This window comes from Bacillus sp. SD127 (assembly GCF_058566445.1).
Genome location: NZ_CP191226.1, coordinates 656,897 through 683,356 on the forward strand (window position 1 = coordinate 656,897; position 26,460 = coordinate 683,356).

Consider the following 26,460-nt stretch of genomic DNA (forward strand, 5'->3'; position numbering starts at 1 on the left):
AAGCTTTAAGTGCTGTCTATCAATAATCCATCTCATTTTAAGAGGTAAATGAGATGGAAGCTGTACCGTGCTTATCTCTTTTTAATGCGAACTCTTGTACCGCTTGAAATCATTCATTATGAATGCTGTTATTCATCAATCTGCCTCTCTGATTTTATCGTTAACCGGTTTAACTTCAAGAGGCCGATGTCTTTTTGTTCTTTTTGCACAAAAATTAACTCATAAGCTTCCCTGTTCAGACGCAAAATACGTAAAAGGGAGGTGTCGTGATGAGAAAATACACAGTCATCGCTTCTTTATTATTGTCTTTTCTGTTTGTTCAGTCTGGCGGCCATCATGAAGCGAGGGCTTTGCCCGTCATAAAGCAGGAACCGTTCCAAACGCCTCATTACATACCCTTGCTTGAAAACCCTCCTCAAATTGAAGTGAAGGCTGAAATGAAGGGCAATCTGATTATTCAGGCGCACGTGCGTGACAGTGAGTATCAATCGTTTTCTGCCTTTTTGTTTTATAAACAAAGCAATGAACTGGGCTATAAAATGGTGCCGATGGACCCAACCCCTGGAGCTATCCGCCAGTTTTTGGCGCAAATTCCGAAGAGGTCAATCTGGAATAGCGAGCTCGAGTATTACATTGTGTTCTCGAATGGAAAGCAGCAGGTGGAGTCAGAAACGAAGACACTGAAGCTGGATGGATTTCAGGCTGATCTCGCCCATATCCCGGAGCTGCTGATCACCGAGCTTGCGGTTGATACAAAAAATACCGGGCGTACAGACGGTTATGAATTTATTGAGGTATATAATACAACCGACAGAACAATTGATTTTAAAGATTATCACATCCGATATCGCTATCCGAAGGAAGGGCCGGACTCCGATTTGATTTGGAGACCTGATCAGCGGGTCGTCATTCCTTCTGGCGAAACCTGTGTATTTTGGCTCAAGCCTGCCGGACATCCTGAGTTGACAGCGGATGATTTTAACCGGCACTATCAGACACATTTGAGAGAAGGGGAAAATCTGTTGGTGCTGGAAGGAACAGAGGGCATGGCGAATACCCGGCCGCGTGCGGTTGCGATATCGACGAATACAGGGAAGGATATTTCAGTTGCGCACTACAGAAAGCATGCGCTGCGCCGCCTGTCGTCTGTGCTTTATAAATATCCTCTCGATGGAACAGCGGAACTGCTCAACATTTCAATAGCAGAAAAAAATCCGTCGCCAGGCTCGGTTTTACAGGCGCAGGTTCCAGAGCAAAAACGAAAAATGATGCTTGATAAAGAAAAGCCGGTTATAGAAGATTTAACAGACCGCAAGCCTGTCCGTCCGGCTGAAAGCATTGAACTGCGGGCTGACATACGTGACCGCAGTTTAGTTAAAACGGCCGCCTTTTATTATCGGACAGATGAAAACAAACCGTTCAAACGCATTTTCGCTGAAAAAGACCGCAACGATCATTTGTACCATTATATTGTCTACTCACCTGAGCTGATCGGGAAGGATCAGCTTGAGTATTACGTCGTAGCCGGTGACGGGATTAATGAAGCGAAGACGCCTGTCAAAATGATTGATATTAAGCAAACAAGCAAGTCGCACGGTTTGCGGATGAATATAGAAAACAGAGATACACTTTCGGGGACACAGTTTCTCAAAGCGACTACGGATGGGCGGACTGACAGCATTAAGTTGTGGATTGACGGAAAAAAACAACTGACAGAGCCCGCCATGGAAAAAGAAGTATATTTTGCGTTCGATACCCGAAAAACGAACCTTTACTTTAAAAATGCTGTAACGATGGACGGCAAGGTGCTAAAAGTCTTCGATGATACGACAAATAAATACCGCACCTATTCTGTCCCTCTGCCGGAGACGCTGCTTCAAAAAGGGAAGCAGCTGCAGCGTATCACGATACGATCGGGTTCAAAGGTATCTCCGTTTGATACGGCTGAAAACCGTGATGACTTTTTAGTCAAAAATGCCCGATTGATATTATCGGATGGAACGGTGATCAGGGATGAGCGTATTTCTCCCGAGAAGGAGCTTTTTATTGGGGATAATCAGCGCTCAAATAAAAGCTGGCCGTTTCAATTTCATTTGCCTGACGGACTGTTTACGTCACAGCTGCTGAAGTGGGATACAGAGAAGCTGACTGAAGGAGCCCATCATATTGCAGTAAGCGACGGGAATGAAAACCTGAGTTTTGTAGTGCGGGTTGATAATTCAGGGCCGCACATCGAACCGAATGTGACGGACGGACAGACGTATAAAGGAAATCTGGTTCTGCAGGCAGATATGTTTGATAAATGGAGCAAAATAGAGGAAACAGAGGCATTTTTAGATGGTGACAGCATTACGCTCCCATATCATACGTCAACTTCTGAGCTGTCTCCGGGCAAACACACGCTGAAAGTCTCAGCAACAGATTTGGCTGGCAATAAAACGGTTATTGAGCGGACATTTAAGACAGAGCGGGAGCATCCGGACCAGCCGGAAATCGTAAATAGCGATGCCGATACGCACAAAGCCAAGCTTTCGGTGCGGGTGAAGGATCCGACGAATGATGCGATGGATGTGTCTTTTTACAGAGGCTTTCAATATACCGCGCAAAACAGAAATAATGTGAAAATTTTTAAGCATGCGTCACTGACTGAACCTCCGAAGAGCTTTGTCCCGGAAAGCGAGACGCCGTTTACCAATGAAGAAATGAATCGGGTGTCAGGAGCTGACGGAAAAACAGTGTCAACTGAAGAGAAGGAGCTTTTTCCTTATCACCGTTTTGAAGTGACGGTTGACCCGTCCATTGATGAGAATGATTTAGCTGAAGCCGTTTGGAGAGGAAGCTCTCTGCCGGGGAGGAAAGTGACAATGTACGCTTGGAATTACCGGACAAGCCAGTGGCAGCCGATTGACAGCTTCGTTGCCAAAGATGACAAACAGTTCACGCTAAAGGCGTCTGTCATCGCTTCCGATTATGTACGGAAATCTAAGGTGAATATCATTGTTCAGGACGAAATTCCTCCTGCGAAGGATATGTATACCTTTGTCTGGATGTCAGACACGCAATATTATGCAAAAAGCTATCCGCATATTTTTGATAAGCAGACTGCATGGATCAAAAATACCCAAAGGAAGCTGAATACGAAATACGTGTTTCATACAGGGGATATTGTAGATGATTCCGCGGATATCAGACAGTGGAGAAACGCTGATCAATCAATGCGTGTCCTGGACAACAGCGGAATTCCTTACGGCGTGCTGGCCGGAAACCACGATGTCGGTCATAAGGACGGCTCCTACAGGGCATTTGGCAAATACTTTGGCAGCCACCGTTTCGATAAGAGACTGTATTATGGCGAATCGTACAAAAATAACCGCGGGCATTATGACCTCATATCAAGCAGCGGCAATGATTATATCATGCTGTACATGGGCTGGGGCATCACGGACGAAGACATCGCATGGATGAATCAAGTGCTGAAGAAGCACCCTGACAGGACAGCTGTCTTAGCTTTTCATGAATATTTACTCGTAAGCGGAAACAGAAGCCCGATCGGCGAGAAAATTTTCAAGAAAGTTGTCAAGCCGAACCCGAATGTCGTGATGGTGTTAAGCGGACATTATCACAGCGCGATGAGAAAAACAGATGAGCTGGATGATGACGGAGACGGAAAACCGGATCGTCTCGTACATCAAATGCTTGCTGATTATCAGGGCGGGCCCGAGGGCGGCCAGGGATATTTGCGTTTGATGCAGTTTGACCAGGCAAACAATGTGGTGCATGTATCCACATACTCTCCGTATTTGGATGATAAAAACTTTTATGATACAGATAGTTACGGCAACAAGGATGAGTTTACGCTGGAGCTTGATCTGAAGCCAAGAATGAAAAGAGTAGAAACCGATTATTTTGAATGCAATGTCTATACAAACGAACAGCTCGGAAAACGCGAGAAAGTGAAAAGCGGGGAAACCGCCGAATTCCTTTGGGAGAATCTAGAGCCGAGTTCTGTTTATTATTGGTACACCATTGTGGAAGACAGCTTTAACGGAAAAACGAAATCACCGATCTGGAAGTTCAAGACGAAAAAAGAAACCTATCGTCCAGCGCCAGACCAGTTTGATTTTCGCCGTGTCTCCAATCCTTAAAAAGGGGTTGGAGATTTTTTTATGACAGCCGATCCATGTAGTGAACAAAAGTATAACGGTCGCCCCTGTATACAGATTTTACATGCTCAAAAGCAGTCCCGTTCTGCAAATACGTTGTTCGTTTAATCAACAGGACTGGCGCCCCCTCTTGGATGCCGAGCATGCTTGCTTCATCCTGTGTTGCGGCGCTCGGTTCAAGCTCTTGTTTGGCGCGGGAAATCGGCGTGCTGTTGTACCTTTCGATATGCTCGTAAATCGACGACTTGAAATGAGACTGATTTAATTCACCTGCCAGCTCAAATGGGATGTGTGAGGCTTCGATCGCCATAGGAATATCATTCGCCAGCCGAACCCGTGTGATTTTGTGGATGCGGGACGGGTGCCCGCACCCTAGTATGGCGGCCAGCTCCTCAGTCGAATCGATAAGCTGATAATCGATGAGCCTGCTGCTCGGCCTCATACCGCGGCTTTTCATATCTTCGGTAAAGCTTGTAAGCCCTTGGAGCGCTTGCTCCATTTTTAACTTGCTGACAAAGGTGCCCCGGCCTTTCTGGCGATAGAGAAAACCTTCATTGACCAAATTAGAAAGCGCTTGGCGCACTGTCATCCGGCTGATCCCGAATTGCTCGGCATATTCCCGCTCGGAAGGAAGCGGCATATCCGGCTTCAGCTCTCCGCTCTTTATTTGGGCTTTTAATTGCTCCATAATCTGATAATAAATCGGGATAGGAGATTGTTTATCGATATTCATAGCGAAAATCCTTTCAATGCCTGAATCCCGCGGCTTCTTGATCAATCAAAACCGAAACGTTAGGATGCAGATGCAAAGCAGACGCAGGGAATTCCTCGTTGACTTGTCCGTCCAGCAGCCGTTTGGCAGCTTCGGCTTTGCTTGTGCCGGAGATAAGCAGAAGAATCTGCTTGCTTGAGAGAATCGTTTGAATCCCCATTGTAACGGCTTTTTTTGGCACACTGTCAATGGAGGGAAAATATCTGGCATTGGCCTGACGGGTTTGTTCATTTAATGCCACGACATGTGTGCGGGACTGGAATGATGTACCTGGTTCATTAAAGCCGATATGCCCGTTCCGGCCGATGCCGAGAAGCTGAATGTCCGCTCCGCCAAGTGATTCAATCAATTGTTCGTAGCGTTTGCACTCGGCTTCCAGGTCACCTGCGTTTCCATCAGGAATAAAATGCCGGCTCGGTTGACTGTCGATATGCTGAAAGAAACGGTCATTCATATAGCAGTGATAGCTGTTTGGGTCATCACCGGAAAGCCCGGCGTATTCATCTAAATTAATCGTGGTGATGTTTTGAAAAGAAAGATTCTCTGTTTGGTGCAGGCGGATCAGCTCGCGGTACGTGCCTTCCGGTGTCCCGCCTGTCGCTAAACCGAGAACGGCATCAGGCTTTTCCCTGACTGTTTCAGCCACAATGCCGGCAGCTTTTTGGCTTAATGCCTCATACGATTGACATTCGATTACTTTCATATATGATCAGCCTCCTTGGATTTAAATGCAATGTTTCCGCGGCAAACGGTGAGAAGCACCTCACATTCACTGCTGACAATTACAAGATCCGCATCTTTTCCCTCTGTTATACTGCCTTTTCGGTCAAAGATGCCAAGCTGTTTGGCCGCGTTTGCTGAAGTTATATTTGCTATATCCGTCCAAGAGCAATTCGTAAACGCGCGCATATGCCGGGCGCTTTCATTCATTTTTAAAATCGAACCGGCAAGCGTCCCGTCCGAAAGAAGAGCTGTTTTTCCCTTTACTGTCACACTCTGTCCGCCGAACTCGTAGACTCCGTCTTTCAGACCTTTCGCCCGCATCGAATCGGTGATCAAGATAAGCTTGCTGCTGCCTTTTGCTAAAAAAGCAAGCTTTGCCGCTAACGGATGGGAGTGGATACCGTCAGCAATAAGCTCTGTGACATAACCCTCATGGGCAAGGGCTGTTCCGATCACTCCGGGTTCACGATGATGAAACGGGCTCATCGCATTGTATAAGTGAGTCATATGGCTGGCGCCTGCTTCAAAGGCTTCCAAAAGTAATGCGGAGTCTGCATCCGTGTGTCCCATTGACGCGATAATCGACTCATCCTTTAAATAACGGATCAGCTCAAATTGCTGGTCCTCCTCCGGCGCAAGCGTGACGATTTTGATCAGTCCGCCTGCCTCCTGCTGCCACTTCTTGAAAAGTGCAAGATCTGAGGGCCTGATCCATTCCTTTGGCTGCGCTCCGGCCCTTTTAGGTGAAACAAAGGGACCCTCCAAATGAATTCCGATCAATTCCGCACCTAAGGAAGAGGATTCCTCCGCAGACTTCCAATCTCTCGCATTTTCGAGAGCTTGAGAAATTTGGCCGTGCTCCTGTGTGATGGTTGTCGCTAAAAAACTCGTTGTGCCTTCCTCAGGCAGTCTTGAGGACATGGCATCGAGCGCGGAGAAGCTCGCATCCATTGTATCTGCGCCATAGCCGCCGTGAATATGGATATCAATCATTCCCGGAAGCAATACGGCATCCTTTGGGCCTTGAATTTCCTTTGAGTACTGCTCTTTTGGCCGTTCTGTTGAGACAGCGCTGATTTTTCCGTCCTTGACTCCAACATAGCCGTTTTTGATCACTTCATTTTCTGTCACGATACTGATTCCGCTGAGAAGAAGACTATCTGCCATAAATGATCCGCCTTTCTGGAATATGAATACGTTTATTTTACTCTTTTTCAGACTAGTGATCTAGACCAGCTGACACGTTTGCCAGTCTTTTATAAAATCTGTTTTAGGTTCAAGCCCGAAAGTGATAAAATGAAATTATTGTTGAGCAAGCTCGGGTTATCCCGGAACAGGAGGAACATATCGTGGCAAAGGTTCGGACAAAAGATGTAATGGAACAGTTTCATTTGGAATTAATCAGCGGTGAAGAAGGTATTAACCGCCCGATTACGATGAGCGATTTATCAAGACCAGGCATTGAAATTGCCGGATATTTTACATATTACCCCAGGGAGCGCGTACAGCTTCTGGGGAAAACAGAGCTCTCTTTCTTTGAACAGCTGCCGGAAGAGGATAAAAAGCAGCGAATGGACTCTCTATGCACGGATGTAACACCAGCTATTATTCTGTCTAGAGATATGCCTATCCCGCAGGAGCTCATTGACGCTTCCGAGAAAAACGGCGTGCCTGTCCTCAGATCGCCTTTGAAAACGACAAGACTGTCAAGCCGATTGACCAACTTCCTAGAAAGCAGACTTGCGCCAACCACAGCCATTCACGGTGTGCTTGTCGATATATATGGAGTAGGGGTGCTGATCACAGGGAAAAGCGGCGTCGGAAAAAGTGAAACCGCGTTGGAGCTTGTGAAAAGAGGCCACCGCCTTGTTGCTGATGATTGTGTTGAAATTCGGCAGGAGGATCAGGATACCCTTGTCGGAAACGCCCCTGAGCTCATTGAGCATCTGCTTGAAATTAGAGGGCTTGGCATTATTAACGTCATGACGCTGTTTGGTGCCGGTGCGGTCAGAAGCAATAAACGAATTACAATTGTGATGAATCTTGAACTCTGGGAGCAGGGCAAGCAATACGACCGTCTTGGACTCGAAGAAGAAACAATGAAAATCATTGATACAGAAATTACAAAACTCACGATCCCTGTCCGTCCGGGACGAAATCTCGCGGTCATTATTGAAGTGGCTGCTATGAACTTCAGATTGAAGCGGATGGGCTTAAACGCCGCTGAGCAATTTACCAACAAGCTGGCGGATGTCATTGAAGACGGTGAACAAGACGAATAGGAGTTGGCAATAAATGAATGAAGCGATAGAACCACTCAATCCGATAGCGTTTCAGCTGGGGCCGTTAGCCGTCCATTGGTACGGAATCATTATCGGCCTCGGTGCTTTGCTGGGGCTTTGGATTGCCATGAGAGAAAGTGAGAAACGAGGACTGCAGAAAGATATTTTTATCGATCTCGTCCTTTTTGCGATCCCAATCGCGATTATTTGCGCACGGATTTATTACGTTGCATTTGAATGGGATTATTATGCCGAACATCCGGGGGAAATCATAAAAATCTGGAAGGGCGGCATCGCGATTCACGGCGGCTTAATCGGTGCCATTTTGACAGGCTATGTCTTTTCGAGAGTGAAAAACATTTCTTTCTGGAAGCTTGCGGATATCGCGGCGCCAAGCATTTTGCTCGGTCAGGCGATCGGCCGCTGGGGAAACTTTGTCAATCAAGAGGCACACGGGGAGGCGGTCAGCAGAGCCTTTTTAGAAAACCTGCACCTGCCTGAGTTTATCATCAATCAAATGTACATCAACGGCCAATATTATCATCCTACTTTTTTATATGAATCACTATGGAGCTTTGTCGGCGTTATTATACTGCTTCTTTTGCGCAGAGCGAATTTGCGGAGAGGCGAGCTGTTTTTAACCTATATCATTTGGTATTCAATCGGAAGGCTCTTTATTGAAGGAATGCGGACTGACAGCTTAATGCTGACGAGTTCGCTTCGCATCGCTCAGGTGATCTCAATCGTATTGATTGTTTTGGCTGTAGCAGCCATCATCTTCAGACGCGTCAAGGGGTACTCGGCGAAGCGTTACGCAGAGTAGACGGTAACAAAGGGGGATGAGGGATGAAGAAGATTTTTCTGGCCGGTCTTGCGGCAGGTCTTCAAACAACATGGACACTCGGCAAAGTCATTTTTCCGGTAACGCTGGTGGTCACTTTGCTTCAGCATACGCCTGTCATGGATTGGCTGGTACGGCTGATTACACCGGTGATGGGCCTGTTCGGGCTTTCCGGTGAAGCGGCGATCCCGCTTGTTCTTGGGAATATGCTGAATCTGTACGCGGGGATTGCCGGGATATTGACACTGGATTTATCCGTGAAGGAAGTTTTTATCTTAGCGGTGATGCTTTCATTCTGTCATAACTTGATTATCGAATCGACAGTCGCAGCAAAGGTCGGGATCAGGATTGGCATCATATTGGCAGTGCGCATTGGTTTGGCAGCTGTTTCTGCAATCGTCATCAATCTCATCTGGCATGGCGGGCAGGAAACAGCGCAGTACGGTTTTATCGCTGCAAGGGGTGATGCGCCTGACGGCTGGCTGGCGATGCTGGCCGAGGCTTTAATGAAAGCCGGTCTTGGCGTTTTGCAGCTGGCGGCAATTGTGATCCCGCTGATGATCATCATTCAATTTATGCGAGACTTAGGCTGGCTGCACACGTTTTCGAAGTGGCTGTCTCCGTTTACGCAGATGCTCGGCATGAATAAAAATACCTCGATGACAATGGTGGCCGGCTTGACAATCGGTCTGGCCTACGGAGCGGGTGTCATGATTAAAGCAGTCGAAGATGACGGCGTTGGCAGGCGCGACATGACACTGGCCTTTATTTTTCTCGTTGCCTGCCATGCCGTCGTTGAAGACACACTTGTCTTTATTCCGCTTGGCATTCCAGTTTGGCCGCTTCTGCTGATCCGGGTCACTACGGCTGTGCTGCTGACGATGGCTATATCGTATACGTGGAAAAAATGGAAACCCTCAGCGGTTGGAAAGGAAGCAGTATGACTGATAAACAAGTTACGACAATTCTGTTTGATTTAGACGGAACCCTTATTAATACGAATGAATTAATTATCGCGTCATTTTTGCATACGCTGGAGCATTATTACCCGAGCCGCTATAAACGTGAAGATGTGCTTGCGTTTATCGGCCCGTCTCTTTTTGAAACGTTTTCTTCAATGGATGCTGAGAAAACTGAAGATATGATCAGCATGTACAGAACATACAATCACCAGATGCATGACACACTTGTCACCGAATATGAAACGGTTTATGAAACGCTGGATGAACTAAAAAAAGCAGGCTTTACATTAGGAATTGTGACAACAAAATTAAGAGATACTGTCAATATGGGCCTTAAGCTGACGGGAATCGGCGAATTTTTCGAAACCGTTGTTACACTTGATGACGTCACGATGGCAAAACCTGATCCCGAGCCTGTTCTGCTGGCGCTGAAACAGCTGGGAAGCGAGCCTGCGGAAGCCATCATGGTCGGCGACAACTATCATGATATTCTGGCGGGTAAAAACGCCGGCACAAAAACAGCCGGGGTCGCTTGGACGATTAAAGGCCCGGAAGCGCTGGCGAAACATGAGCCTGACTATATGCTTGAGAAAATGAGTGATCTATTACAAATCGTTGGAGTGAAGTAATCTGTGAGAAAAACAGACCGGCATCCGGTATCAGGTGCTAACTCACTGTGGCATGTCTATCAAACGGTGCCTTTTTTGAAGGTAGTGAAGAATTTCATGATCATTCAAATCGCGAGATACACACCGTTTATAGGGATGAAAAACTGGCTGTACCGTACATTTTTGCGGATGAAGGTCGGAAAGCAGACATCCTTTGCCCTCATGGTGATGCCCGATATTATGTTTCCGGAAAAGATCTCAGTCGGAACGAATTCAATCATCGGATACAATACGACCATTTTGGCCCATGAGTATTTAATTCAGGAGTATCGAACCGGTAAAGTCCTGATCGGAGACGAAGTGATGATCGGAGCCAACACGACCATTCTGCCAGGCGTAGAAATAGGGGATGGCGCAGTCGTGTCCGCCGGAACGCTTGTCCATAAGGATGTGCCAGCCGGAGCATTTGTCGGCGGAAATCCGATGAAAATCATATACACAAGGGAAGAAATGCAGGAAAGAATAAAAAGCCCGCTGAATAAATAGCGCGGGCTTTTTTTTGTATATTAAAATTGGGTATTGTTTTTTTCCGTTACGTGCTGGACGCCGATCCATTTCTTGCCGACGTTGGAGTATCTTGTGTTCGTCATGGTGACAGTGCTCGTTTTACTGTCCGTACGGAAAATCGCTTCCTTCATGTTTGTGATGGTGCATCTGTCGATAATGACATCGGTATGGAAGGTCGACCCGCCCAGCTGTCTAATAAACTTTCCGCCGTTATCCGCAGTGAAGTTTTTCACTGTAAACGTGCTGGCTTTATTGATTTGAAAGATTTTATCAGAAGCTTTTTGAGCAGAACCGCCGTCAATGGTTACTTTTCCTTCCTTCTTCACAGTTAACGCGTCCTCACCGACATCTTCCCACGTCACATTCTGAATGTTAACGTTTCCATAAGTGTGCACGCCATCAGCAGCAGGAGCTCCGAGCACTACATTTTTCAGAGTTGCTCCGTCTTCCACACGAAAAACAGGCTTTTGGTTTTCGGATTGGCTTCCGTCACCCAATTCTTTTCCTGCTACAAACCGCTGTCCCTTCCCGTCATATGTTGTATTTTTTGGCACGATAATTGTTTCATGAACCACTTTGTCAGCTGCAAAAGCAGTTGATGTCTGAAACTGGCTGAAGCCCATAACCAAACTGAACATAAATAGGATAGACACGATTTTTTTCAATGATAAAATCCTCCCCGGATATCTTTAGTTTTGTAAGAGAAGCGTCAGCATCTTGCACCGGCTTCTCTCACATAGATCGGGGCAAGGCTGAATCTGTTTTAATCATAAAAATAGCCAGCTTGAAAGTAAAGACAAATTTGGATGGGAAATGGAAAATGCGTCATTGTTACCTGATTTAAACATCAAGCATGAGTATTGGCGTATTTGCTCAGGAGAGAGCATAAGAAAAGCTTGTGAAAGCGGGCAGCTTTACTTTTGAACGACGATGGCTTGGCTGCCCATTTGTACCCACGCTTTTTCGAAGCTGGTCCGGTCTGTTTTTCTGTTTTTATAGCCATAAGGGTCATTCACATACACGTAATTTTCATCATAACCCGTGACGGCGACACTGTGTTCGCTGTACGTGATATCGATCGTTCCGTTTGGCGTTTTCCATGTCTGCATGTTGTCAACCGGCGTAAAGTTGGCTGTCGTGATAACCCAAACCGGGTTGCCTTTCTCAAGCTGCTCATAAACAGCAGAGATGCTTTTTCCTGTCAGATCAGAAACGCTGTCCCCCGCATAGGTTTTAGCGAGCTGATAGATCGGGCCGTGATAGACACCTAGCCCCGGGCCGTTCGCCATATCACCGACAAATCCGTCATTCGGATCACCTTTTAATCCGCTGCTGTATGTCAAAGGCACTGTTGCGATCTGGTTTGCCAGTGTATTCTTTGTCACGTTGTATCCCGCATAGTGCAGCACCATCGCAAGGCTCGTCACCTCACAGCCATTATAGAGCTTTGGGGCATCCATCTGATTGAAAAGCGTGACGTCCATCGGCTCAGCGCTTCCTTTCAGTTTCTTCTCTTTGTTTGCTGCTTCAGATTCATTCTTCGTTGCACCTAAATCAATTTTGAAAAACGAAATATCTATATCTTTTGCATATATTTTGATGCCGAAGAAAATGACAGCAGAAAGTATGATCAGTACACATAACGTTCGCAGTGTTTTCATCTTTAACTCCTTGTTCTCTATTTGATTTGTATTATAGCATGCCAAACATCAAGAATTTGAGATATGACCTACCTTTCATCATTTATTCATGACTTTTTCATATTTAGGAGGAGGATTTCTGAACGAAAAAGATTCGTGCGAAAGTTAAGCATTGATTTCCATTCTTTCATCTGCTAACATATTATCATATTAGCGAACTAAAGGATTCGGAATTTTCCTTCAAACAATTACGGAGGTGCTCGGGTTGATGTTTATGTTTGAAAAACCGCACGGCATGAGAGATACACTGCCCGGTTTATATGAAACGAAAAAAAAGGTGAGGCAATCGTTAACCGATATGATAGATAAATGGGGCTATCAATTTATGGAAACACCGACGCTGGAGTTTTACGATACGGTTGGTGTGCAGTCAGCAATTGAAGAGCAGCAACTGTTTAAGCTTCTGGATCAGGATGGAAAGACACTGGTGCTTCGCCCGGATATGACAGGGCCGATCGCAAGGGTGGCGGCATCAAAGCTGCTGAAACATGATCATCCCCTCAGAGTCGGCTATGCGGCAAATGTGTTCAGAGCCCAGGAACGCGAGGGCGGACGTCCTGCCGAGTTTGAGCAGGTTGGAGTGGAATTGATCGGTGATGGCACGACAAGTGCGGACGCAGAGGTCATTGCCTTAGTAGTCGGTGCGTTAAAAAATGCCGGCTTGACTTCATTTAAAATTGCAATCGGCCACGCGGGCATTGCAGATGCCCTGTTTGTCGAGGTGCTCGGGAATGTTGAACGAGCGGACGTACTGCGGAGGTTTTTATATGAAAAGAATTATGTCGGCTACAGAGAGCACGTCAAATCTCTTCCGCTTTCCTCCATTGATAAAAACAGATTGCTTGAGCTTCTCGAATTGCGAGGGAGCATAGAAGTATGCAGACGTGCTGAAGAAATCGTCGATTCAGCGCAAGGTAAAAGTGTGGTTGATGAACTGAAGGCGCTGTGGGAGATTCTTGAGGACTACGGATGTACGGAAAATGTCCGTCTTGATCTGAATATGGTCAGCCATATGAGCTACTACACTGGGATTTTATTTGAAGTGTACGCGAATCATGTCGGCTTTGTGATTGGCAGCGGCGGCCGTTATAACAAGCTTCTGGGACATTTTAATTCACCGGCGCCGGCGACGGGTTTTGGGCTTCGGATTGACCGGATGATTGAAGCGCTCCATATGAAAGACGAACCTTGTGAAATGGATGCTGTCATTTTCAGCAAAGAACAGCGGGTGCAGGCCATCGCTTTTGCAAATGAAGAGCGTTTGAAAGGTAAAAAAGTTGTTCTTCAGGATTTACTGGGGATTGAAAATATTGATCAGATGACAAAATCATTTGCGAATGTCACCTATTTTATCGGTGCCAGAAAGGAAGAGCAAAATGGGTAAGTTACTCACAATGGCAATGCCGAAGGGGCGAATATTTGAAGAAGCAGCAGGGCTGCTGCGGCAGGCGGGATACAAGCTGCCGGAAGAGTTTGAGGATTCCAGAAAGCTGATCATCGACGTGCCGGAGGAAAATCTCCGCTTCATTTTAGCAAAGCCGATGGATGTCACCACATATGTGGAGCACGGCGTGGCAGACGTCGGAATTGCGGGGAAGGATGTCATGCTGGAGGAAGAACGCGATGTATATGAGGTACTGGATTTGAAAATCAGCAAATGCCATCTGGCGGTTGCCGGACTTCCAGATACAGACTGGAGCGGCGTCGCGCCGAGAATCGCCACAAAGTATCCGAATGTGGCTTCCAGTTATTTTAGGGAGCAGGGAGAGCAAGTCGAGATTATTAAACTGAACGGCTCTATCGAGTTGGCACCTCTTATCGGGCTTGCGGACAGAATAGTCGACATTGTATCAACGGGACAGACGCTCAAAGAAAACGGACTCGTTGAAACAGAGCATATTTGTGATATTACCTCCCGCTTTATCGTCAACCCAGTAAGCTATCGCATGAAGGATGATGTCATCGACGAAATGGCATCCCGTTTATCTCTTGTTGTGGAAGGAGAAACGGCAAAATGAAAATCAAAACGATCAGCGGCGCGGATCGGCTTTCGCTCAAGCGGTCAATTGATGCCGGAACGGAAGAACAAAGAAAAGCGGTCCGATCCATTATTGAACATGTAAAAGCAAACGGTGATCAGGCCGTTCGTGACTACACGGCCAAGTTTGACGGCATCAAGCTTGACAGCGCATTGGTCACAACAGAAGAAATTGAAGAAGCATACAGCTTGCTGGATCCCCAGCTGCTGCAGGTGATCAGGCAAGCGATCAAAAACATTACTGAATATCACGAAAGGCAGCTTCAGTCTTCCTGGTTTTATCACAGAAAGGATGGCACAATGCTGGGACAGAAAGTGACTGCACTTGACTCTGCCGGCGTTTATGTGCCGGGCGGAACTGCCGCATATCCGTCATCTGTTTTGATGAATGTCATTCCGGCGCTTACAGCGGGCGTGGAAAGAATTGTTCTTGTCACACCTCCGGGAAAAGACGGACGGCTGTCTCCGGGAGTCTTAGCTGCCGCTGCCGAGCTGGGCATTAAAGATATATACAAAATGGGAGGGGCTCAGGCAATTGCGGCGCTGGCGTACGGAACAGAAACCATTGAGCCGGTGGATAAAATCACAGGCCCGGGAAATATTTATGTCGCGCTTGCCAAACGAGAGGTGTTCGGTGATGTCGATATTGATATGATTGCCGGACCGAGTGAAATCGTCGTGCTGGCTGATGAAACAGCTATCCCGCGGGAAATTGCCGCTGACCTGCTGTCACAGGCGGAACACGACATGCTCAGCTCATGTGTGCTTGTCACAGATTCCATGCCGCTGGCTGAGGCCGTTTCAGCCGAGGTGAACGAGCAGCTTAAAACCTTGCCGCGCAGAGATATTGCGGAAGCTTCAGTGAGAGATTATGGATCTATTTATGTGGCTGAAACGATAGATGAAGCGGTCAATACAGTCAATACGCTCGCCCCGGAGCATTTAGAAATCATCACACGGTCTCCCGAAGCTTTGCTTGGCAATATCAAGCACGCAGGTGCGATTTTCTTAGGCCGATACAGCCCTGAACCGGTCGGAGATTATTTTGCCGGACCGAACCATGTGCTCCCGACAAATGGAACGGCCAGATTTTCAAGCCCATTAAACGTCACGGATTTTCAAAAGAAATCGAGCATTATTTCATACAGCCAATCAGCCTTTGAAGAACATGCGGATAGCATTGCGGCTTTTGCCAGACTGGAAGGATTAGAAGCGCATGCGAGATCAATCGAAGCGAGAGAACGGAGGAATTCAAAATGAGAAAAGCGGAGCGCGCCAGAAAAACAAACGAAACAGATATTGAGCTGGCATTCGCAATAGACGGCGAGGGACAAGCGGATATCAAAACAGACGTGCCATTTATGACACACATGCTGGATTTATTCACGAAACACGGACAATTTGATCTTTCCATTAACGCGAAAGGCGATGTCGATATTGATGATCACCATACAACTGAAGATATCGGCATTTGCTTAGGGCAGGCTTTGCTTGAAGCACTAGGCGATAAAAAAGGAATTAAACGCTACGGCTCGGCGTTTGTGCCGATGGATGAGGCGCTTGCTCAGGTGGTGATTGATTTAAGCAATCGGCCGCACTTAGAAATGCGTGCTGACTTTCCGGCAGCGAAAGTCGGAACTTTCGATACTGAGCTTGTACATGAATTTTTATGGAAGCTGGCGCTTGAAGCACGGATGAACTTGCACGTGATCGTTCATTACGGCACAAATACGCACCATATGATAGAAGCTGTTTTTAAAGCATTAGGACGCGCGCTTGATGAAGCGACAACGATTGACCCGCGTGTCAAAGGGATTCCGTCAACGAAAGGGATGCTGTAAATGATCGGTGTGATAGATTACGGAATGGGCAATTTATACAGCGTCTCAAAGGCGCTGGAGCGTGTCGGCGTGCCGTACTTTGTTTCTGGCATGCCAGAGGAGCTGAGGAAAGCAGATGCTTTCATTTTGCCGGGAGTCGGGTCATTTGGGGATGCGATGGACAATTTGCGCAACGCCAAACTCGATCAATTCATTCACGATATGGTATCAGAGGGGAGACTGCTTCTTGGGATCTGCCTTGGCATGCAGCTATTGTTTGATGAGAGCGAAGAGCATGGAACCGCTGCAGGCCTCGGTTTGTTAAAGGGAAAAGCAGTCAGGCTGAAGCCGGAAGATCAGGAGGGAAACAAGCTAAAGGTTCCGCATATGGGATGGAACCGCCTTTCCTTTCATAACGAATCTCCGCTGCTGGCAGGAGTGGAGGAAGGCTACGCTTATTTTGTCCATTCCTATTATATTGACGGAGTGGATGACGGCGCGCTTTTGGCAAGCGCCGAGTACGGTGTGCGGGTGCCTGCGGTTGTCGGAAAAGAGAATGTCTTTGGCGCCCAGTTTCACCCGGAAAAAAGCAGCACGGTCGGAATGTCTATCTTAATCCAATTCACAAAAATGGCAGCAGAACAGAAGGTGAAAAAATGAGTGATTTTACATTATACCCGGCCATTGATATGAGAAACGGCAAATGTGTACGCCTCGTTCAAGGTGATTACAGCAAGGAAACCGTATACGGTGATTCACCGTTCGATATGGCCTCGTTATTTGCAAGTGAGGGGGCTGAATGGATTCATCTAGTTGATCTTGACGGCGCGAAGGAAGGAAAAAAAGTAAATGACCGTCATGTCATCGAAATTGTACAAAAGCTCAATCTGAAAGTCGAAATCGGCGGCGGCATTCGTTCGGAAAGCGACGTCTACGATTACTTATCGGCAGGAGTCGATCGCGTGATCCTGGGAAGCTCTGCTGTTTCTGATCCGCCGTTTGTAAAAAAAATGCTGAAAGAGTATGGCGAAAGGATAGCCATCGGGCTGGACGCAAGAAACGGCTTTGTTTCAACAGAAGGGTGGCTGGAAACATCAAGTCTTAAGGCGGCTGAACTCGGCAAAGAGCTCGCCAACGAAGGCGCAGAAGTTTTTATTTTTACTGATATCGCGACAGACGGGATGCTGTCAGGCCCCAATCTCGAAAGCACAGTGGAACTCGCAAAGGAAACCGGAAAATCTGTCATCGCCTCTGGCGGAGTCAGCTCCGTTGCGGACCTTGAAGCTCTTGCCCGTTATCATGCGAATGGGGTTTCTGGAGCGATTATCGGAAAAGCACTGTATACCAACCAGTTTACACTTGGCGAGGCGCTTGAAAGGATGAAGGGGAAATGATAACAAAACGGATTATCCTATGTCTTGATGTGAAAGAAGGGCGCGTTGTCAAAGGGATTCAATTTCTTGAGCTGAAGGATGCCGGCGACCCTGTCGAGCTGGCGGAAGTATACGATCAGGAAGGCGCAGATGAACTGGTGTTTCTTGATATTTCTGCCTCGCATGAAGGCCGCAAAACGATGGTTGACGTCGTAGAGCAGGTTGCTGCAAAGCTTGCGATTCCGTTTACAGTCGGAGGCGGCATCAATCAGCTTAGCGATATGAAAACGATTCTGCGTGCCGGCGCGGACAAAGTTTCTGTAAACACGGCAGCTGTTCTCCGTCCCGAGCTGATTACCGAAGGCGCGGCGTTTTTCGGCTCTCAATGTATCGTACTCGCCATAGACGCCAAGTACGACGAAGAGTCTGACACGTATAAGGTTTACACGCATGGCGGCAGAAAGAAAACGGACTGGGAAGTTACAGCATGGGCGAAGGAAGCTGTCAAACGCGGAGCCGGAGAAATCCTCCTGACCAGCATGGACTCAGATGGGGAGAAAAAGGGTTTTGACCACAGGCTGACAAAGCTCGTGTCAGAAGGTGTTCCGGTTCCTGTCATCGCCTCAGGGGGAGCAGGAAACGCGCAGCATATGCTCGAGGCTTTTACAAAAGGGGAAGCGGACGCCGCGCTGGCTGCCTCCATTTTTCATTATAAAGAAACATCAATTAAAGAAGTGAAATCATATTTGAAAGAGCACGGGGTGAATGTGAGATGAAACAGGCAGATGAACTGCGTTTTAACGAAGACGGATTAATCCCTGCCATCGTCCAGGACGCGGCAAGCAAAGAAGTGCTGACACTTGCATATATGAACAGGGAATCGTACGAAAAAACACTGGAAACGAAAGAAACGTGGTTTTACAGCCGCTCGCGGCAAGAGCTATGGCACAAGGGAGAAACATCGGGGAATACGCAAGCCGTCAAGGGCATCCGATATGACTGCGACCAAGATGCACTGGTCGTGCTTGTAGAGCCGTCCGGTCCGGCATGCCACACAGGCAGCTACAGCTGTTTTACAAAGGAACAGACAGAAGAACAAACTTCCGGCCGATTTGACATCTTAAGCGAGCTGGAGCGCGTCATCGCAGAACGCCAAGCGGAAATGCCTGAAGGAGCTTACACCACTTACCTTTTCGATGAAGGCGTCGATAAGATTTTGAAAAAAGTCGGTGAAGAAGCATCAGAAGTCATCATCGCCGCCAAAAACCGTGACCACGAGGAACTGAAATGGGAAGCGGCAGACCTGCTGTATCATCTCCTTGTCCTGCTCAGAGAACAAGCATTACCGCTGGATGATGTGCTGGAAGTGCTGAGAAAACGCCATTCTGAATAGTAAATGGAAAGAGCCTATGGATAACGGCTCTTTTTTTATTGTAAGAAAAATGTAATGGGTATTTAGTAATGCAATAGGTGTTTCACATTCCGAATGGATAAAAGAAGGTCAAAACCAAGTCTGATTTCCTATTTATCCAAATTCCGCCATGATGTAACATGGAAAAGGATAATATAATCACCCCTGAAACCGGGTCAATAGTATTACTTTTGAAAAATAGAATGATCTCACAAAACCCTTGGAGGTTCGTAATGAAAAAAATTATCTTTATTTGCTTCAGCTTATTACTTGCCCTGACAGGAGGATGTAGTATGAACGACAACGAAAAAAACAGCAAAAACAATGAAAATAAAACAGAAGCCGTAAAACCAAAAGACATGGATCCAAAAGACCTGCCGCAAGTTCCCGCGTTTCAGGATGAGAAAACGAGAGAGTACATGGTGTCAACGAAGGAAGAGGAGCCTGGGTATTATTTGCTTGAGTCTAAGCTGAAGGGGTTTAGGATGTTGTTTCCGGCGGATGGGGAATACGTACCTGATATGTCCAGTACAGGAGACAATGAAGAAACAATAGTATTTGATAGTTTTAATAAAAAAACTAACATTCAATATGATGGTCAACTGGATTATCATCAAGACAAAAGTTTTGCAAATGACAAGGATACAATGCTTGACATCGTAAGCGGAAGAAACGGTTATAAAGGAAAATACGGAGAAAGAGAGCTATCTGATAAAATTGTATATTCTGCTCAAAAGAAAAGTGTTTTTGATGACGTAGACGGAAAGAACAATTATTCTTATAGATTTTTTGGCTATGTTAAATCTACCAAAAAGGATTATCTAGGAATAGAATATTCCTTTAGATTTGCTTGTTATAAAGATGAAGAACCTTGTTCATTAAAAGAAGAAGAAGCCAGACAAAAAGTTCAAAAAATAATAGACTCCATTACCTTTTTAAAAGTTAAAAAGGAGAAATAGAATGGAAAACAAAAATATATTTGAAAATGAAAATGTGAAACTCCGTTTAATTAACTTAGAATACGATTATAAAGAAAAATTTGCTTCTGATAATGAGCATGAAACAAAGAAGGCTAAAGCCGATTTTGAAGCTGAGGTCCGAAGAATTTATAAAGAAGAAACACACCAAGAGCTTCCAAAAAACGTGGAAATATATACATCAAATGAACTTATTAAAAAAAAATCAAAAGTAGATACATCAATAAGAGAGTCCGGATATGATGGTACAGCTATTTATATTAAGGATGACAAACAACACATTAATCAGCTTCATATTATTTCAGAGGGTAGTGCTGATAACGAGGACTGGTCATATAATTTTTTTGGTCTCTTTTTAGGGATAGATGACAGCCAGTATCAAGCGACAAAAGAGTTTACAAGAAATGCAAAAAAAGAAACAAAGGATTCTAATGATTTAAAGACCTTTGCTATGGGTCACTCACTGGCTAATAATAATCAGGTGATGGTTCAATTAATTGATGGGGAATTTGATGAAGTTTATGGAGTTAACGGAGCTCAAATAAGTGTTGATCACCTATTAGCAACTGATTTGAATTTGAGAGATAAGATAATGCATAAATTTCATATTAGACGCTTAAAAGATATTAATGATATCCCATCAGAAAAGCTAAAAATAGAAATCCAAAAATATTATGAAGACAAAGGCGTCACAGCAAACATCACCCAACGCATATCAAAAGATGACCCGCTGTACGGAGTCAGCGGCAAGGCGGATTTCATTACATTCGGCGATGTGAAGATGGCGGATACGAACACAAGTGTGAAAGGCATCAGAAACATTATGGATGGGATTCCTGATGAAGACGTAAGGTCGATGCAGGAATACCTTCAAAAATATAAGGACGACTATGAAAAAGACGGCTTAAACGGTTTTGTAAAGGCAGCCAGCGGAATAGACATAGAATTGATAGAAAAAGTAAAGCATACAGACGGCGTTTTAGCGAAAGCAAGTGTTGTTTATGAAAATTTTGATGATGTTAAGCAAATGTATGGCCGAATTAAAGAGCAGCTGCCAGCCTTTTTAGGTTTTCTTCACACCCTGTTGGGAAACAGCGGGCCTATTGTAGATCAGCTTGCTGAAAATGGTTATATTGATGATACACAGAAAAAAGTCATAAAAAAAGAGTTATCTAATCTTAATGCGAGTATGAAAGGTATAGAATTACAATACGATGATTTCATTGATCATCTAAAGCATGGCCAATTCACGCAAGCTCTAAATGATGTTGGTAAAATTGTGGAGTATGTAAAATCAATGATTTCTTCTTTTGAAACACTCGACACAGAAACAAAAGACGCATTAAAACTCATCGTCGACGGCCACAGCATCGTTCAAATGCTGAACGCATTATCAAAGGAAAAAGGCTTTAGCTATAAAGGCTCCGATATTTATTTTACAGGGAAGGGCGGCTCGGGAGAAACGATTAAAGTCAATATCTCTTCCGCTGTCAGAATCTATCAAAACGGCATGAAGATTGTTGAAGATATGGAAGATGCGATTTCCGCGTACCAAAAGGTATTCCGTCAGGAAATCGATGATGAGTTTATAGACAAAAAACAGGCAATCATCACGTCGATTCAACATATGGAAGAAAACCCTTCGCAATATGCCTTCGATCTTCAATTCCGGCTTGCGGCCGGTTTCAGTCACACATTCGATAAATTAGAGAAAATATCAGTTCATGAATCGTTCCATACAGGTGCTCTCCCTGCTAATGACGGAATTGTTGCAGAACTAAAAAAACAGACATCGGAAAAAAAGAATTTTATCAAAAATATCCGCGAGAGCATCGAAAAGCTATTTGAAAAAGAAGAAATGATCTCACAGCTATTCGATTTTCAGCCTTAGGAGGAATAGACAGAGTGACTTCCTTATTTTCAGAAAGTGAAACAGAAGTTGTATCAACCACCTATATGTTTCTAACCCATGACGAAATGAAGGGGAAAGCAAGCAGTCTCAATAAACCCATCAACGACATTCTCAGCCTGACTAAAAAATTTGAGTCTGCATTAAAAGAAGAAATCAAAGGGCAAAAAGGAATGATTGTCAAAAAAATAAAAGAAGAGCTTGAATCGAAAAGCGAAAAGCAGAAAACTGCACTTCAAACGATAAAAGAAGAGCATACTGCAAAGGTTGACCGGTTCAAGATGATCATTGAAGACCTGAGACAGCAAGAGGTTACCTTAACGTATCGAAAAAAGAAGCCTGAAAAGGATCTATAATATGAAACGTCTCCTATTCGAGTCATGAATAGGGGATTTTTATTTTCAGTGTACAAGAAAAATATACTGAAAAAGTCTCTCTCCATTGTTATGATTTAGAAAGAGTAAAAATAATCCTATTATATTCCGTTCAACCTTGCTGACCGCGTAAAGGGATTGAAACAGGAGGAAAAATACTATGTCAACACAGCAACCTAAAAGAAAATTCAAAGCCTTTTTTGCATTAGTGAAACAGACAAACCCATCCTATGGAAAGCTCGCTTTTGCGCTGATTCTCAGTATTGTGACAACACTGGTCAGCCTGCTGATTCCTTTATTAACGAAACAGCTTGTCGACGGTTTTTCCATGTCAGCACTGTCCGGCACGCAAATCGGGCTGATCGCGCTCGTATTTCTTATTCAAGCCGCTTTAAGCGCCTACGCTACATACGCGCTAAACTATAGCGGGCAAAAAATCATCTCTGGATTAAGGGATTTATTATGGAAGAAATTAATAAAGCTTCCTGTATCTTATTTCGATACTAACGCTTCCGGTGAAACTGTCAGCCGGGTCACGAATGATACGATGGTGGTAAAAGAGCTGATCACCAGCCACATCAGCGGATTTATAACAGGCATCATTTCGGTCATTGGATCACTCACCATCTTATTCATTATGAACTGGAAGCTGACGCTGCTTGTTTTAGTTGTTGTTCCATTAGCTGCGCTGATTTTAGTGCCGATCGGCCAGAAGATGTTCTCCATTTCTCGGGAAACTCAAGATGAAACCGCACGTTTTACAGGGTTGCTCAATCAAATACTTCCGGAAATCAGGCTTGTGAAGGCTTCAAATGCAGAGGAAGTCGAATACAAACGAGGAAAGCTGGGGATTTCTTCATTATTCCAGCTGGGGGTTCGTGAAGCGAAGGTGCAATCGCTTGTCGGGCCGCTTATTTCTCTCGTATTAATGGCCGCACTCGTGGCTGTTATTGGATACGGCGGTATGCAGGTGTCATCAGGCGAATTGACTGCCGGAGCACTCGTTGCTTTTATTTTATATTTGTTTCAAATCATTATGCCGATGGGCCAGATTACAACGTTCTTCACACAGCTGCAAAAATCAATCGGTGCAACGGAACGGATGATTGAGATTTTGGCAGAGGAAGAGGAAGATACCGTCACAGGTAACCAAATTGACAACGCGCATCTGCCTATCCGGCTTGATCAAGTGTCCTTTGGCTATAAGCCTGGGCAGATGATCTTGAAGGATATCAGCGCCGTGATTGAAGCGGGAAAAGTAACAGCAATTGTTGGGCCGAGCGGCGGCGGGAAAACCACGCTGTTTAAGCTGCTTGAACGTTTCTATTCTCCGACTGAAGGGACCATTCGGCTGGGAGACGAGCCGGTGGATACGTATTCGCTCGAATCGTGGCGTCACCATATCGGCTACGTGTCACAGGAAAGTCCTTTAATGTCGGGAACGATCAGAGACAATATTTGTTATGGGCTGGAACGTGATGTAACGGATGCCGAAGTCGAAAAAGCTGCAGAGATGGCATACGCGCTCAATTTTATTAAGGAACTGCCGAATCAGCTTGATACAGAGGTGGGAGAACGCGGTATTATGCTGTCAGGCGGACAGAGGCAAAGAATCGCGATTGCGAGAGCGCTTCTTCGAGATCCGAGCATTCTTATGCTGGATGAAGCCACTTCAAGCCTCGACAGCCAATCTGAAAAATCAGTGCAGCAGGCACTTGAGGTGCTGATGGAAGGCCGTACAACAATTGTCATCGCTCACCGCTTATCGACTGTTGTAGATGCTGATCAGCTATTATTTGTTGAAAAAGGGGAAATTACGGGACGCGGCACGCACCATGAATTAATGGCTTCCCATGACCTTTACAGAGATTTTGCTGAGCAGCAGCTTAAAATGAATGCAGATTTAGAAAACAAAGCCGGGTAAATTCTGGTCGATTCAGCCAGTAAAAAAAAGAGGAGGGATTTTCCCAATCCTTCCTTTTGAACTATTGAGGGGCTTACGATTTATGGTATACTACTGACGGTAATATTGTATAAAACGGAGGGTAGTTGTGGGAAAACACACTTCTGAACATAAAAATCACGCACAAATTGTCCAGTTGCTTCAAGATGGACATTATTTCTTTCATAAAGGTTTGAAAGCGTATAAAGAACGCAATCTGAAGCGGGCAAGCAAACTGATCCAGCGCGCGGTTCATTTGGAGCCGAAGGATTCAGAGATGCTTTCGCAGCTTGCGGTCATTTATTCTGAGATGGGGCAATACCAGGAATCAAACGATTTGCTTGATTATATTTTGGCGAATCTGGAGACGGAAATGCCGGAATGCCATTATTTTAAAGCAAATAACTTTGCCCATCTGGGACTCTTTCAGGAAGCCTATAAAGAAGCTGCCGCTTATTCAGACGCTGATCCGGACGGTGAATTTTCCGAAGAGAATGATAGTCTGCTTGAACTGCTTGATTTAGGAGACGGCGGGCCTGAGGATTCTTTATATGATCAGGATGAATTGCTCATCAAACAGGACCGGGCGAAGTCTTTGCTTGAAAGCGGTCAGCTTGCTGAAGCCGTTGCGGCCCTTGAGGAAATCACACACGAATATCCTGAGCTTTGGTCCGCTTATAATAATCTCGCCCTTGCCCACTTTTATTCCGGCAATGTTGTGAAAGCAAAACAAACGGCTTATCAAGTGCTGAATCATAATGAAGGAAATCTTCACGCGTTATGTAATCTTCTCGTTTTCTACTATTATGAAAGAGAAGATGAAAAGGTGGCAGAGCTGAGTGATCAGCTTTCAAATGTATATCCGATGTTATTTGAACAGCGCTATAAACTGGGTGCCACTCTGTCGCTTGTCGCCCGATATGATATCGGGTACAAATGGCTCAGATCACTATATAAAAGCGGTTTTGAAGGAGACGACACATTCTACTACTGGCTCTCGTGCTCTGCTTACTTTACGGGCCATAAAGAATTTGCCGAAACGGTATGGAGAAAAGTCGAGTCGCAATATCCAGGAGCAGACCGTCCGGCTCCGTGGATTGAGCGGCGGGAAGTACTTCCTTCGTCAGTAGAACAGCGATTGGCGGCCTATTATATCAGCAGCACCAAGGGTGAAACGGAGCATCTTGAAGCCGTGATACGCTCGAAGCGCATCACCGCTCCTTTTGAAAACCATTTTGTTAAGCTGCTCTTGAACGGAGATTCCGCAGCAGCAGATGTGTCACAGGATGCGCTTTTCGCTTATCAAACGGTTAAATTGCTGGAAGAAGCAGAACAAGATGAGATGAAAACAGAAGTCATGAGCTGTTGGGTATTCCATGTGATACAGCAAATCCGCGCAGCGGGGCCGCTGAAAAATGAGAGAGGCTGGGCAGCGGCAATCTCTTATATTTGGAAAGAAGCTCACGGCGAAAAGGTTAATAAAAAAGATATATCTGATAAATTTTGTATTTCGCCAAGCACGTTAATCAAATATATTAAACAAATTGATGCAATTTTAGAATCTTAATAACAAAAAGAGGCTGTATTTAAACAGCCTCTTTTTGTTATTTTCTATTTATTTTGTGTAAAGATGGAGTCTGTAATCCAAAATACTAAAGAACTGATTAATGTAGTGAAAATAACCTCTTGGATATCTCTTGTAGAACTGAAAAATGTTAATAGTACATTTATCAAGATTGATACCAAAAAGTAAATAGATAGGTATTTAGGATTTAATTTTTTCGGTTTAGTGTTCAGTATAACTTGTACAGGAAGAGCAAAAACAGCATAGAAAATTAAGAAAAATAAAAAATAGACTTCAAAATAAGAAAAAGAAACACCATTTTTCAAAAATAAAAATATAGATACAAAGATATCAAGAACTATTGAGCTAGTAATCAAAGTAAGAATTAACCTGATTATGAAACTAAATGAAAATAATAAATTTTTATTCCTCAT

At 45.1% G+C, this 26,460-nt stretch carries 25 protein-coding genes; 19 read left to right on the plus strand and 6 right to left on the minus strand.

Going from position 1 to position 26,460, the window contains the following annotated elements; translation table 11 throughout:
* Positions 1–269: 269 nt before the first annotated feature.
* Positions 270–4,145 carry a lamin tail domain-containing metallophosphoesterase family protein gene (locus tag ACQVGS_RS03415; protein WP_400153188.1) on the plus strand — a complete coding sequence of 1,292 codons (3,876 nt, stop codon included), beginning with the start codon at positions 270–272 and terminating at the stop codon, positions 4,143–4,145.
* A 19-nt stretch (positions 4,146–4,164) separates the two neighbouring features.
* Here ACQVGS_RS03415 and ACQVGS_RS03420 read toward each other — a convergent pair whose 3' ends face one another.
* From ACQVGS_RS03420 to nagA, 3 genes are read right to left on the minus strand one after another with little or no spacing between them, the layout of a single operon-like run.
* Positions 4,165–4,896 (minus strand): GntR family transcriptional regulator, encoded by a 732-nt coding sequence (locus tag ACQVGS_RS03420; RefSeq protein WP_101859884.1) that lies wholly within the window; start codon positions 4,894–4,896, stop codon positions 4,165–4,167.
* A 13-nt stretch (positions 4,897–4,909) separates the two neighbouring features.
* Entirely contained in the window at positions 4,910–5,638 is a 729-nt protein-coding gene (gene nagB, locus ACQVGS_RS03425) for a glucosamine-6-phosphate deaminase (RefSeq protein WP_103671272.1), read from the minus strand.
* Positions 5,635–6,825, minus strand: a complete 1,191-nt coding sequence (nagA, locus tag ACQVGS_RS03430; RefSeq protein WP_255002050.1) for an N-acetylglucosamine-6-phosphate deacetylase — start codon at positions 6,823–6,825, stop codon at positions 5,635–5,637. The genes nagB and nagA overlap by 4 nt, the downstream gene beginning before the upstream one ends.
* Positions 6,826–7,007: 182 nt before the next feature.
* Between nagA and hprK the strand changes: the two genes are divergently transcribed.
* The 5 genes from hprK to ACQVGS_RS03455 are packed head-to-tail and all read left to right on the plus strand — an operon-like array spanning position 7,008 to position 10,897.
* Positions 7,008–7,940, plus strand: coding sequence for an HPr(Ser) kinase/phosphatase (gene hprK / locus ACQVGS_RS03435; RefSeq protein WP_010332023.1), 933 nt, complete (start codon positions 7,008–7,010; stop codon positions 7,938–7,940).
* A 13-nt stretch (positions 7,941–7,953) separates the two neighbouring features.
* The gene (gene lgt / locus ACQVGS_RS03440) at positions 7,954–8,763 is read left to right on the plus strand and encodes a prolipoprotein diacylglyceryl transferase (RefSeq protein ID WP_044159380.1); all 810 of its coding nucleotides are present in this window, start codon (positions 7,954–7,956) and stop codon (positions 8,761–8,763) included.
* A 23-nt stretch (positions 8,764–8,786) separates the two neighbouring features.
* A complete protein-coding gene (locus ACQVGS_RS03445; protein WP_095712934.1) occupies positions 8,787–9,725 on the plus strand; it encodes a nucleoside recognition domain-containing protein in 939 nt (312 codons plus the stop codon).
* Positions 9,722–10,372 (plus strand): pyrophosphatase PpaX, encoded by a 651-nt coding sequence (ppaX, locus tag ACQVGS_RS03450; RefSeq protein WP_024122986.1) that lies wholly within the window; start codon positions 9,722–9,724, stop codon positions 10,370–10,372. The genes ACQVGS_RS03445 and ppaX overlap by 4 nt, the downstream gene beginning before the upstream one ends.
* A 3-nt stretch (positions 10,373–10,375) precedes the next feature.
* Positions 10,376–10,897, plus strand: coding sequence for an acyltransferase (locus tag ACQVGS_RS03455; RefSeq protein ID WP_095712936.1), 522 nt, complete (start codon positions 10,376–10,378; stop codon positions 10,895–10,897).
* Positions 10,898–10,917: 20 nt separating this feature from the next.
* On the opposite strand, the gene pelC is transcribed toward ACQVGS_RS03455, so the two are convergent.
* Positions 10,918–11,583: a pectate/pectin lyase PelC gene (pelC, locus tag ACQVGS_RS03460; protein WP_010332018.1), complete on the minus strand. Its 666-nt coding sequence runs from the start codon at positions 11,581–11,583 to the stop codon at positions 10,918–10,920.
* A 249-nt stretch (positions 11,584–11,832) separates the two neighbouring features.
* Positions 11,833–12,579 (minus strand): C39 family peptidase, encoded by a 747-nt coding sequence (locus ACQVGS_RS03465; protein ID WP_010332017.1) that lies wholly within the window; start codon positions 12,577–12,579, stop codon positions 11,833–11,835.
* A 247-nt stretch (positions 12,580–12,826) separates the two neighbouring features.
* On the opposite strand from ACQVGS_RS03465, the gene ACQVGS_RS03470 reads away from it, so the two are divergent.
* The 13 genes from ACQVGS_RS03470 to ACQVGS_RS03530 all read left to right on the plus strand — a co-directional run bounded on the left by ACQVGS_RS03470 (position 12,827) and on the right by ACQVGS_RS03530 (position 26,029).
* Positions 12,827–14,002, plus strand: coding sequence for an ATP phosphoribosyltransferase regulatory subunit (locus ACQVGS_RS03470; RefSeq protein ID WP_316961112.1), 1,176 nt, complete (start codon positions 12,827–12,829; stop codon positions 14,000–14,002).
* Positions 13,995–14,636, plus strand: a complete 642-nt coding sequence (gene hisG / locus ACQVGS_RS03475) for an ATP phosphoribosyltransferase (RefSeq protein WP_024122983.1) — start codon at positions 13,995–13,997, stop codon at positions 14,634–14,636. The genes ACQVGS_RS03470 and hisG overlap by 8 nt, the downstream gene beginning before the upstream one ends.
* Positions 14,633–15,916 carry a histidinol dehydrogenase gene (gene hisD, locus ACQVGS_RS03480; RefSeq protein WP_105953991.1) on the plus strand — a complete coding sequence of 428 codons (1,284 nt, stop codon included), beginning with the start codon at positions 14,633–14,635 and terminating at the stop codon, positions 15,914–15,916. Before hisG ends, hisD begins: the two co-directional genes overlap by 4 nt.
* The gene (gene hisB, locus ACQVGS_RS03485; RefSeq protein WP_106019624.1) at positions 15,913–16,497 is read left to right on the plus strand and encodes an imidazoleglycerol-phosphate dehydratase HisB; all 585 of its coding nucleotides are present in this window, start codon (positions 15,913–15,915) and stop codon (positions 16,495–16,497) included. Before hisD ends, hisB begins: the two co-directional genes overlap by 4 nt.
* Positions 16,498–17,136, plus strand: a complete 639-nt coding sequence (gene hisH / locus ACQVGS_RS03490; protein WP_151174542.1) for an imidazole glycerol phosphate synthase subunit HisH — start codon at positions 16,498–16,500, stop codon at positions 17,134–17,136.
* Entirely contained in the window at positions 17,133–17,870 is a 738-nt protein-coding gene (gene hisA, locus ACQVGS_RS03495; protein WP_106019622.1) for a 1-(5-phosphoribosyl)-5-[(5-phosphoribosylamino)methylideneamino]imidazole-4-carboxamide isomerase, read from the plus strand. The genes hisH and hisA overlap by 4 nt, the downstream gene beginning before the upstream one ends.
* A complete protein-coding gene (gene hisF / locus ACQVGS_RS03500) occupies positions 17,867–18,625 on the plus strand; it encodes an imidazole glycerol phosphate synthase subunit HisF (RefSeq protein ID WP_491830967.1) in 759 nt (252 codons plus the stop codon). The genes hisA and hisF overlap by 4 nt, the downstream gene beginning before the upstream one ends.
* Positions 18,622–19,242 (plus strand): bifunctional phosphoribosyl-AMP cyclohydrolase/phosphoribosyl-ATP diphosphatase HisIE, encoded by a 621-nt coding sequence (gene hisIE, locus ACQVGS_RS03505; protein ID WP_105953987.1) that lies wholly within the window; start codon positions 18,622–18,624, stop codon positions 19,240–19,242. The genes hisF and hisIE overlap by 4 nt, the downstream gene beginning before the upstream one ends.
* Positions 19,243–19,493: 251 nt before the next feature.
* Complete coding sequence (gene yvcA / locus ACQVGS_RS03510; protein WP_151174541.1) at positions 19,494–20,219, plus strand: lipoprotein YvcA; 726 nt, start codon at positions 19,494–19,496, stop codon at positions 20,217–20,219.
* Between the two features lies 1 nt (position 20,220).
* Positions 20,221–22,128 (plus strand): DUF6792 domain-containing protein, encoded by a 1,908-nt coding sequence (locus tag ACQVGS_RS03515; RefSeq protein ID WP_151174540.1) that lies wholly within the window; start codon positions 20,221–20,223, stop codon positions 22,126–22,128.
* A gap of 14 nt (positions 22,129–22,142) precedes the next feature.
* Positions 22,143–22,502 carry a hypothetical protein gene (locus tag ACQVGS_RS03520; protein WP_106019618.1) on the plus strand — a complete coding sequence of 120 codons (360 nt, stop codon included), beginning with the start codon at positions 22,143–22,145 and terminating at the stop codon, positions 22,500–22,502.
* Positions 22,503–22,680: 178 nt separating this feature from the next.
* On the plus strand, positions 22,681–24,444 hold the full coding sequence (locus ACQVGS_RS03525; protein ID WP_400153196.1) for an ABC transporter ATP-binding protein: 1,764 nt from the start codon (positions 22,681–22,683) through the stop codon (positions 24,442–24,444).
* A 127-nt stretch (positions 24,445–24,571) separates the two neighbouring features.
* Positions 24,572–26,029 carry a tetratricopeptide repeat protein gene (locus tag ACQVGS_RS03530; RefSeq protein WP_198098057.1) on the plus strand — a complete coding sequence of 486 codons (1,458 nt, stop codon included), beginning with the start codon at positions 24,572–24,574 and terminating at the stop codon, positions 26,027–26,029.
* 44 nt (positions 26,030–26,073) lie between these two features.
* On the opposite strand, the gene ACQVGS_RS03535 is transcribed toward ACQVGS_RS03530, so the two are convergent.
* Positions 26,074–26,460, minus strand: coding sequence for a UPF0715 family protein (locus ACQVGS_RS03535; RefSeq protein WP_198098056.1), 387 nt, complete (start codon positions 26,458–26,460; stop codon positions 26,074–26,076).

Excerpts from the sequence above, each read along its gene's own strand:
- ACQVGS_RS03415 (WP_400153188.1), top strand. The coding sequence starts at position 270 with ATGAGAAAATACACAGTCATCGCTTCTTTATTATTGTCTTTTCTGTTT.
- ACQVGS_RS03420 (WP_101859884.1), bottom strand. The coding sequence starts at position 4,896 with ATGAATATCGATAAACAATCTCCTATCCCGATTTATTATCAGATTATG.
- nagB (WP_103671272.1), bottom strand. The coding sequence starts at position 5,638 with ATGAAAGTAATCGAATGTCAATCGTATGAGGCATTAAGCCAAAAAGCT.
- nagA (WP_255002050.1), bottom strand. The coding sequence starts at position 6,825 with ATGGCAGATAGTCTTCTTCTCAGCGGAATCAGTATCGTGACAGAAAAT.
- lgt (WP_044159380.1), top strand. The coding sequence starts at position 7,954 with ATGAATGAAGCGATAGAACCACTCAATCCGATAGCGTTTCAGCTGGGG.
- ACQVGS_RS03445 (WP_095712934.1), top strand. The coding sequence starts at position 8,787 with ATGAAGAAGATTTTTCTGGCCGGTCTTGCGGCAGGTCTTCAAACAACA.
- ppaX (WP_024122986.1), top strand. The coding sequence starts at position 9,722 with ATGACTGATAAACAAGTTACGACAATTCTGTTTGATTTAGACGGAACC.
- ACQVGS_RS03465 (WP_010332017.1), bottom strand. The coding sequence starts at position 12,579 with ATGAAAACACTGCGAACGTTATGTGTACTGATCATACTTTCTGCTGTC.
- ACQVGS_RS03470 (WP_316961112.1), top strand. The coding sequence starts at position 12,827 with ATGTTTATGTTTGAAAAACCGCACGGCATGAGAGATACACTGCCCGGT.
- hisG (WP_024122983.1), top strand. The coding sequence starts at position 13,995 with ATGGGTAAGTTACTCACAATGGCAATGCCGAAGGGGCGAATATTTGAA.
- hisD (WP_105953991.1), top strand. The coding sequence starts at position 14,633 with ATGAAAATCAAAACGATCAGCGGCGCGGATCGGCTTTCGCTCAAGCGG.
- hisB (WP_106019624.1), top strand. The coding sequence starts at position 15,913 with ATGAGAAAAGCGGAGCGCGCCAGAAAAACAAACGAAACAGATATTGAG.
- hisH (WP_151174542.1), top strand. The coding sequence starts at position 16,498 with ATGATCGGTGTGATAGATTACGGAATGGGCAATTTATACAGCGTCTCA.
- hisA (WP_106019622.1), top strand. The coding sequence starts at position 17,133 with ATGAGTGATTTTACATTATACCCGGCCATTGATATGAGAAACGGCAAA.
- hisF (WP_491830967.1), top strand. The coding sequence starts at position 17,867 with ATGATAACAAAACGGATTATCCTATGTCTTGATGTGAAAGAAGGGCGC.
- hisIE (WP_105953987.1), top strand. The coding sequence starts at position 18,622 with ATGAAACAGGCAGATGAACTGCGTTTTAACGAAGACGGATTAATCCCT.
- yvcA (WP_151174541.1), top strand. The coding sequence starts at position 19,494 with ATGAAAAAAATTATCTTTATTTGCTTCAGCTTATTACTTGCCCTGACA.
- ACQVGS_RS03515 (WP_151174540.1), top strand. The coding sequence starts at position 20,221 with ATGGAAAACAAAAATATATTTGAAAATGAAAATGTGAAACTCCGTTTA.
- ACQVGS_RS03525 (WP_400153196.1), top strand. The coding sequence starts at position 22,681 with ATGTCAACACAGCAACCTAAAAGAAAATTCAAAGCCTTTTTTGCATTA.
- ACQVGS_RS03535 (WP_198098056.1), bottom strand. The coding sequence starts at position 26,460 with ATGAGGAATAAAAATTTATTATTTTCATTTAGTTTCATAATCAGGTTA.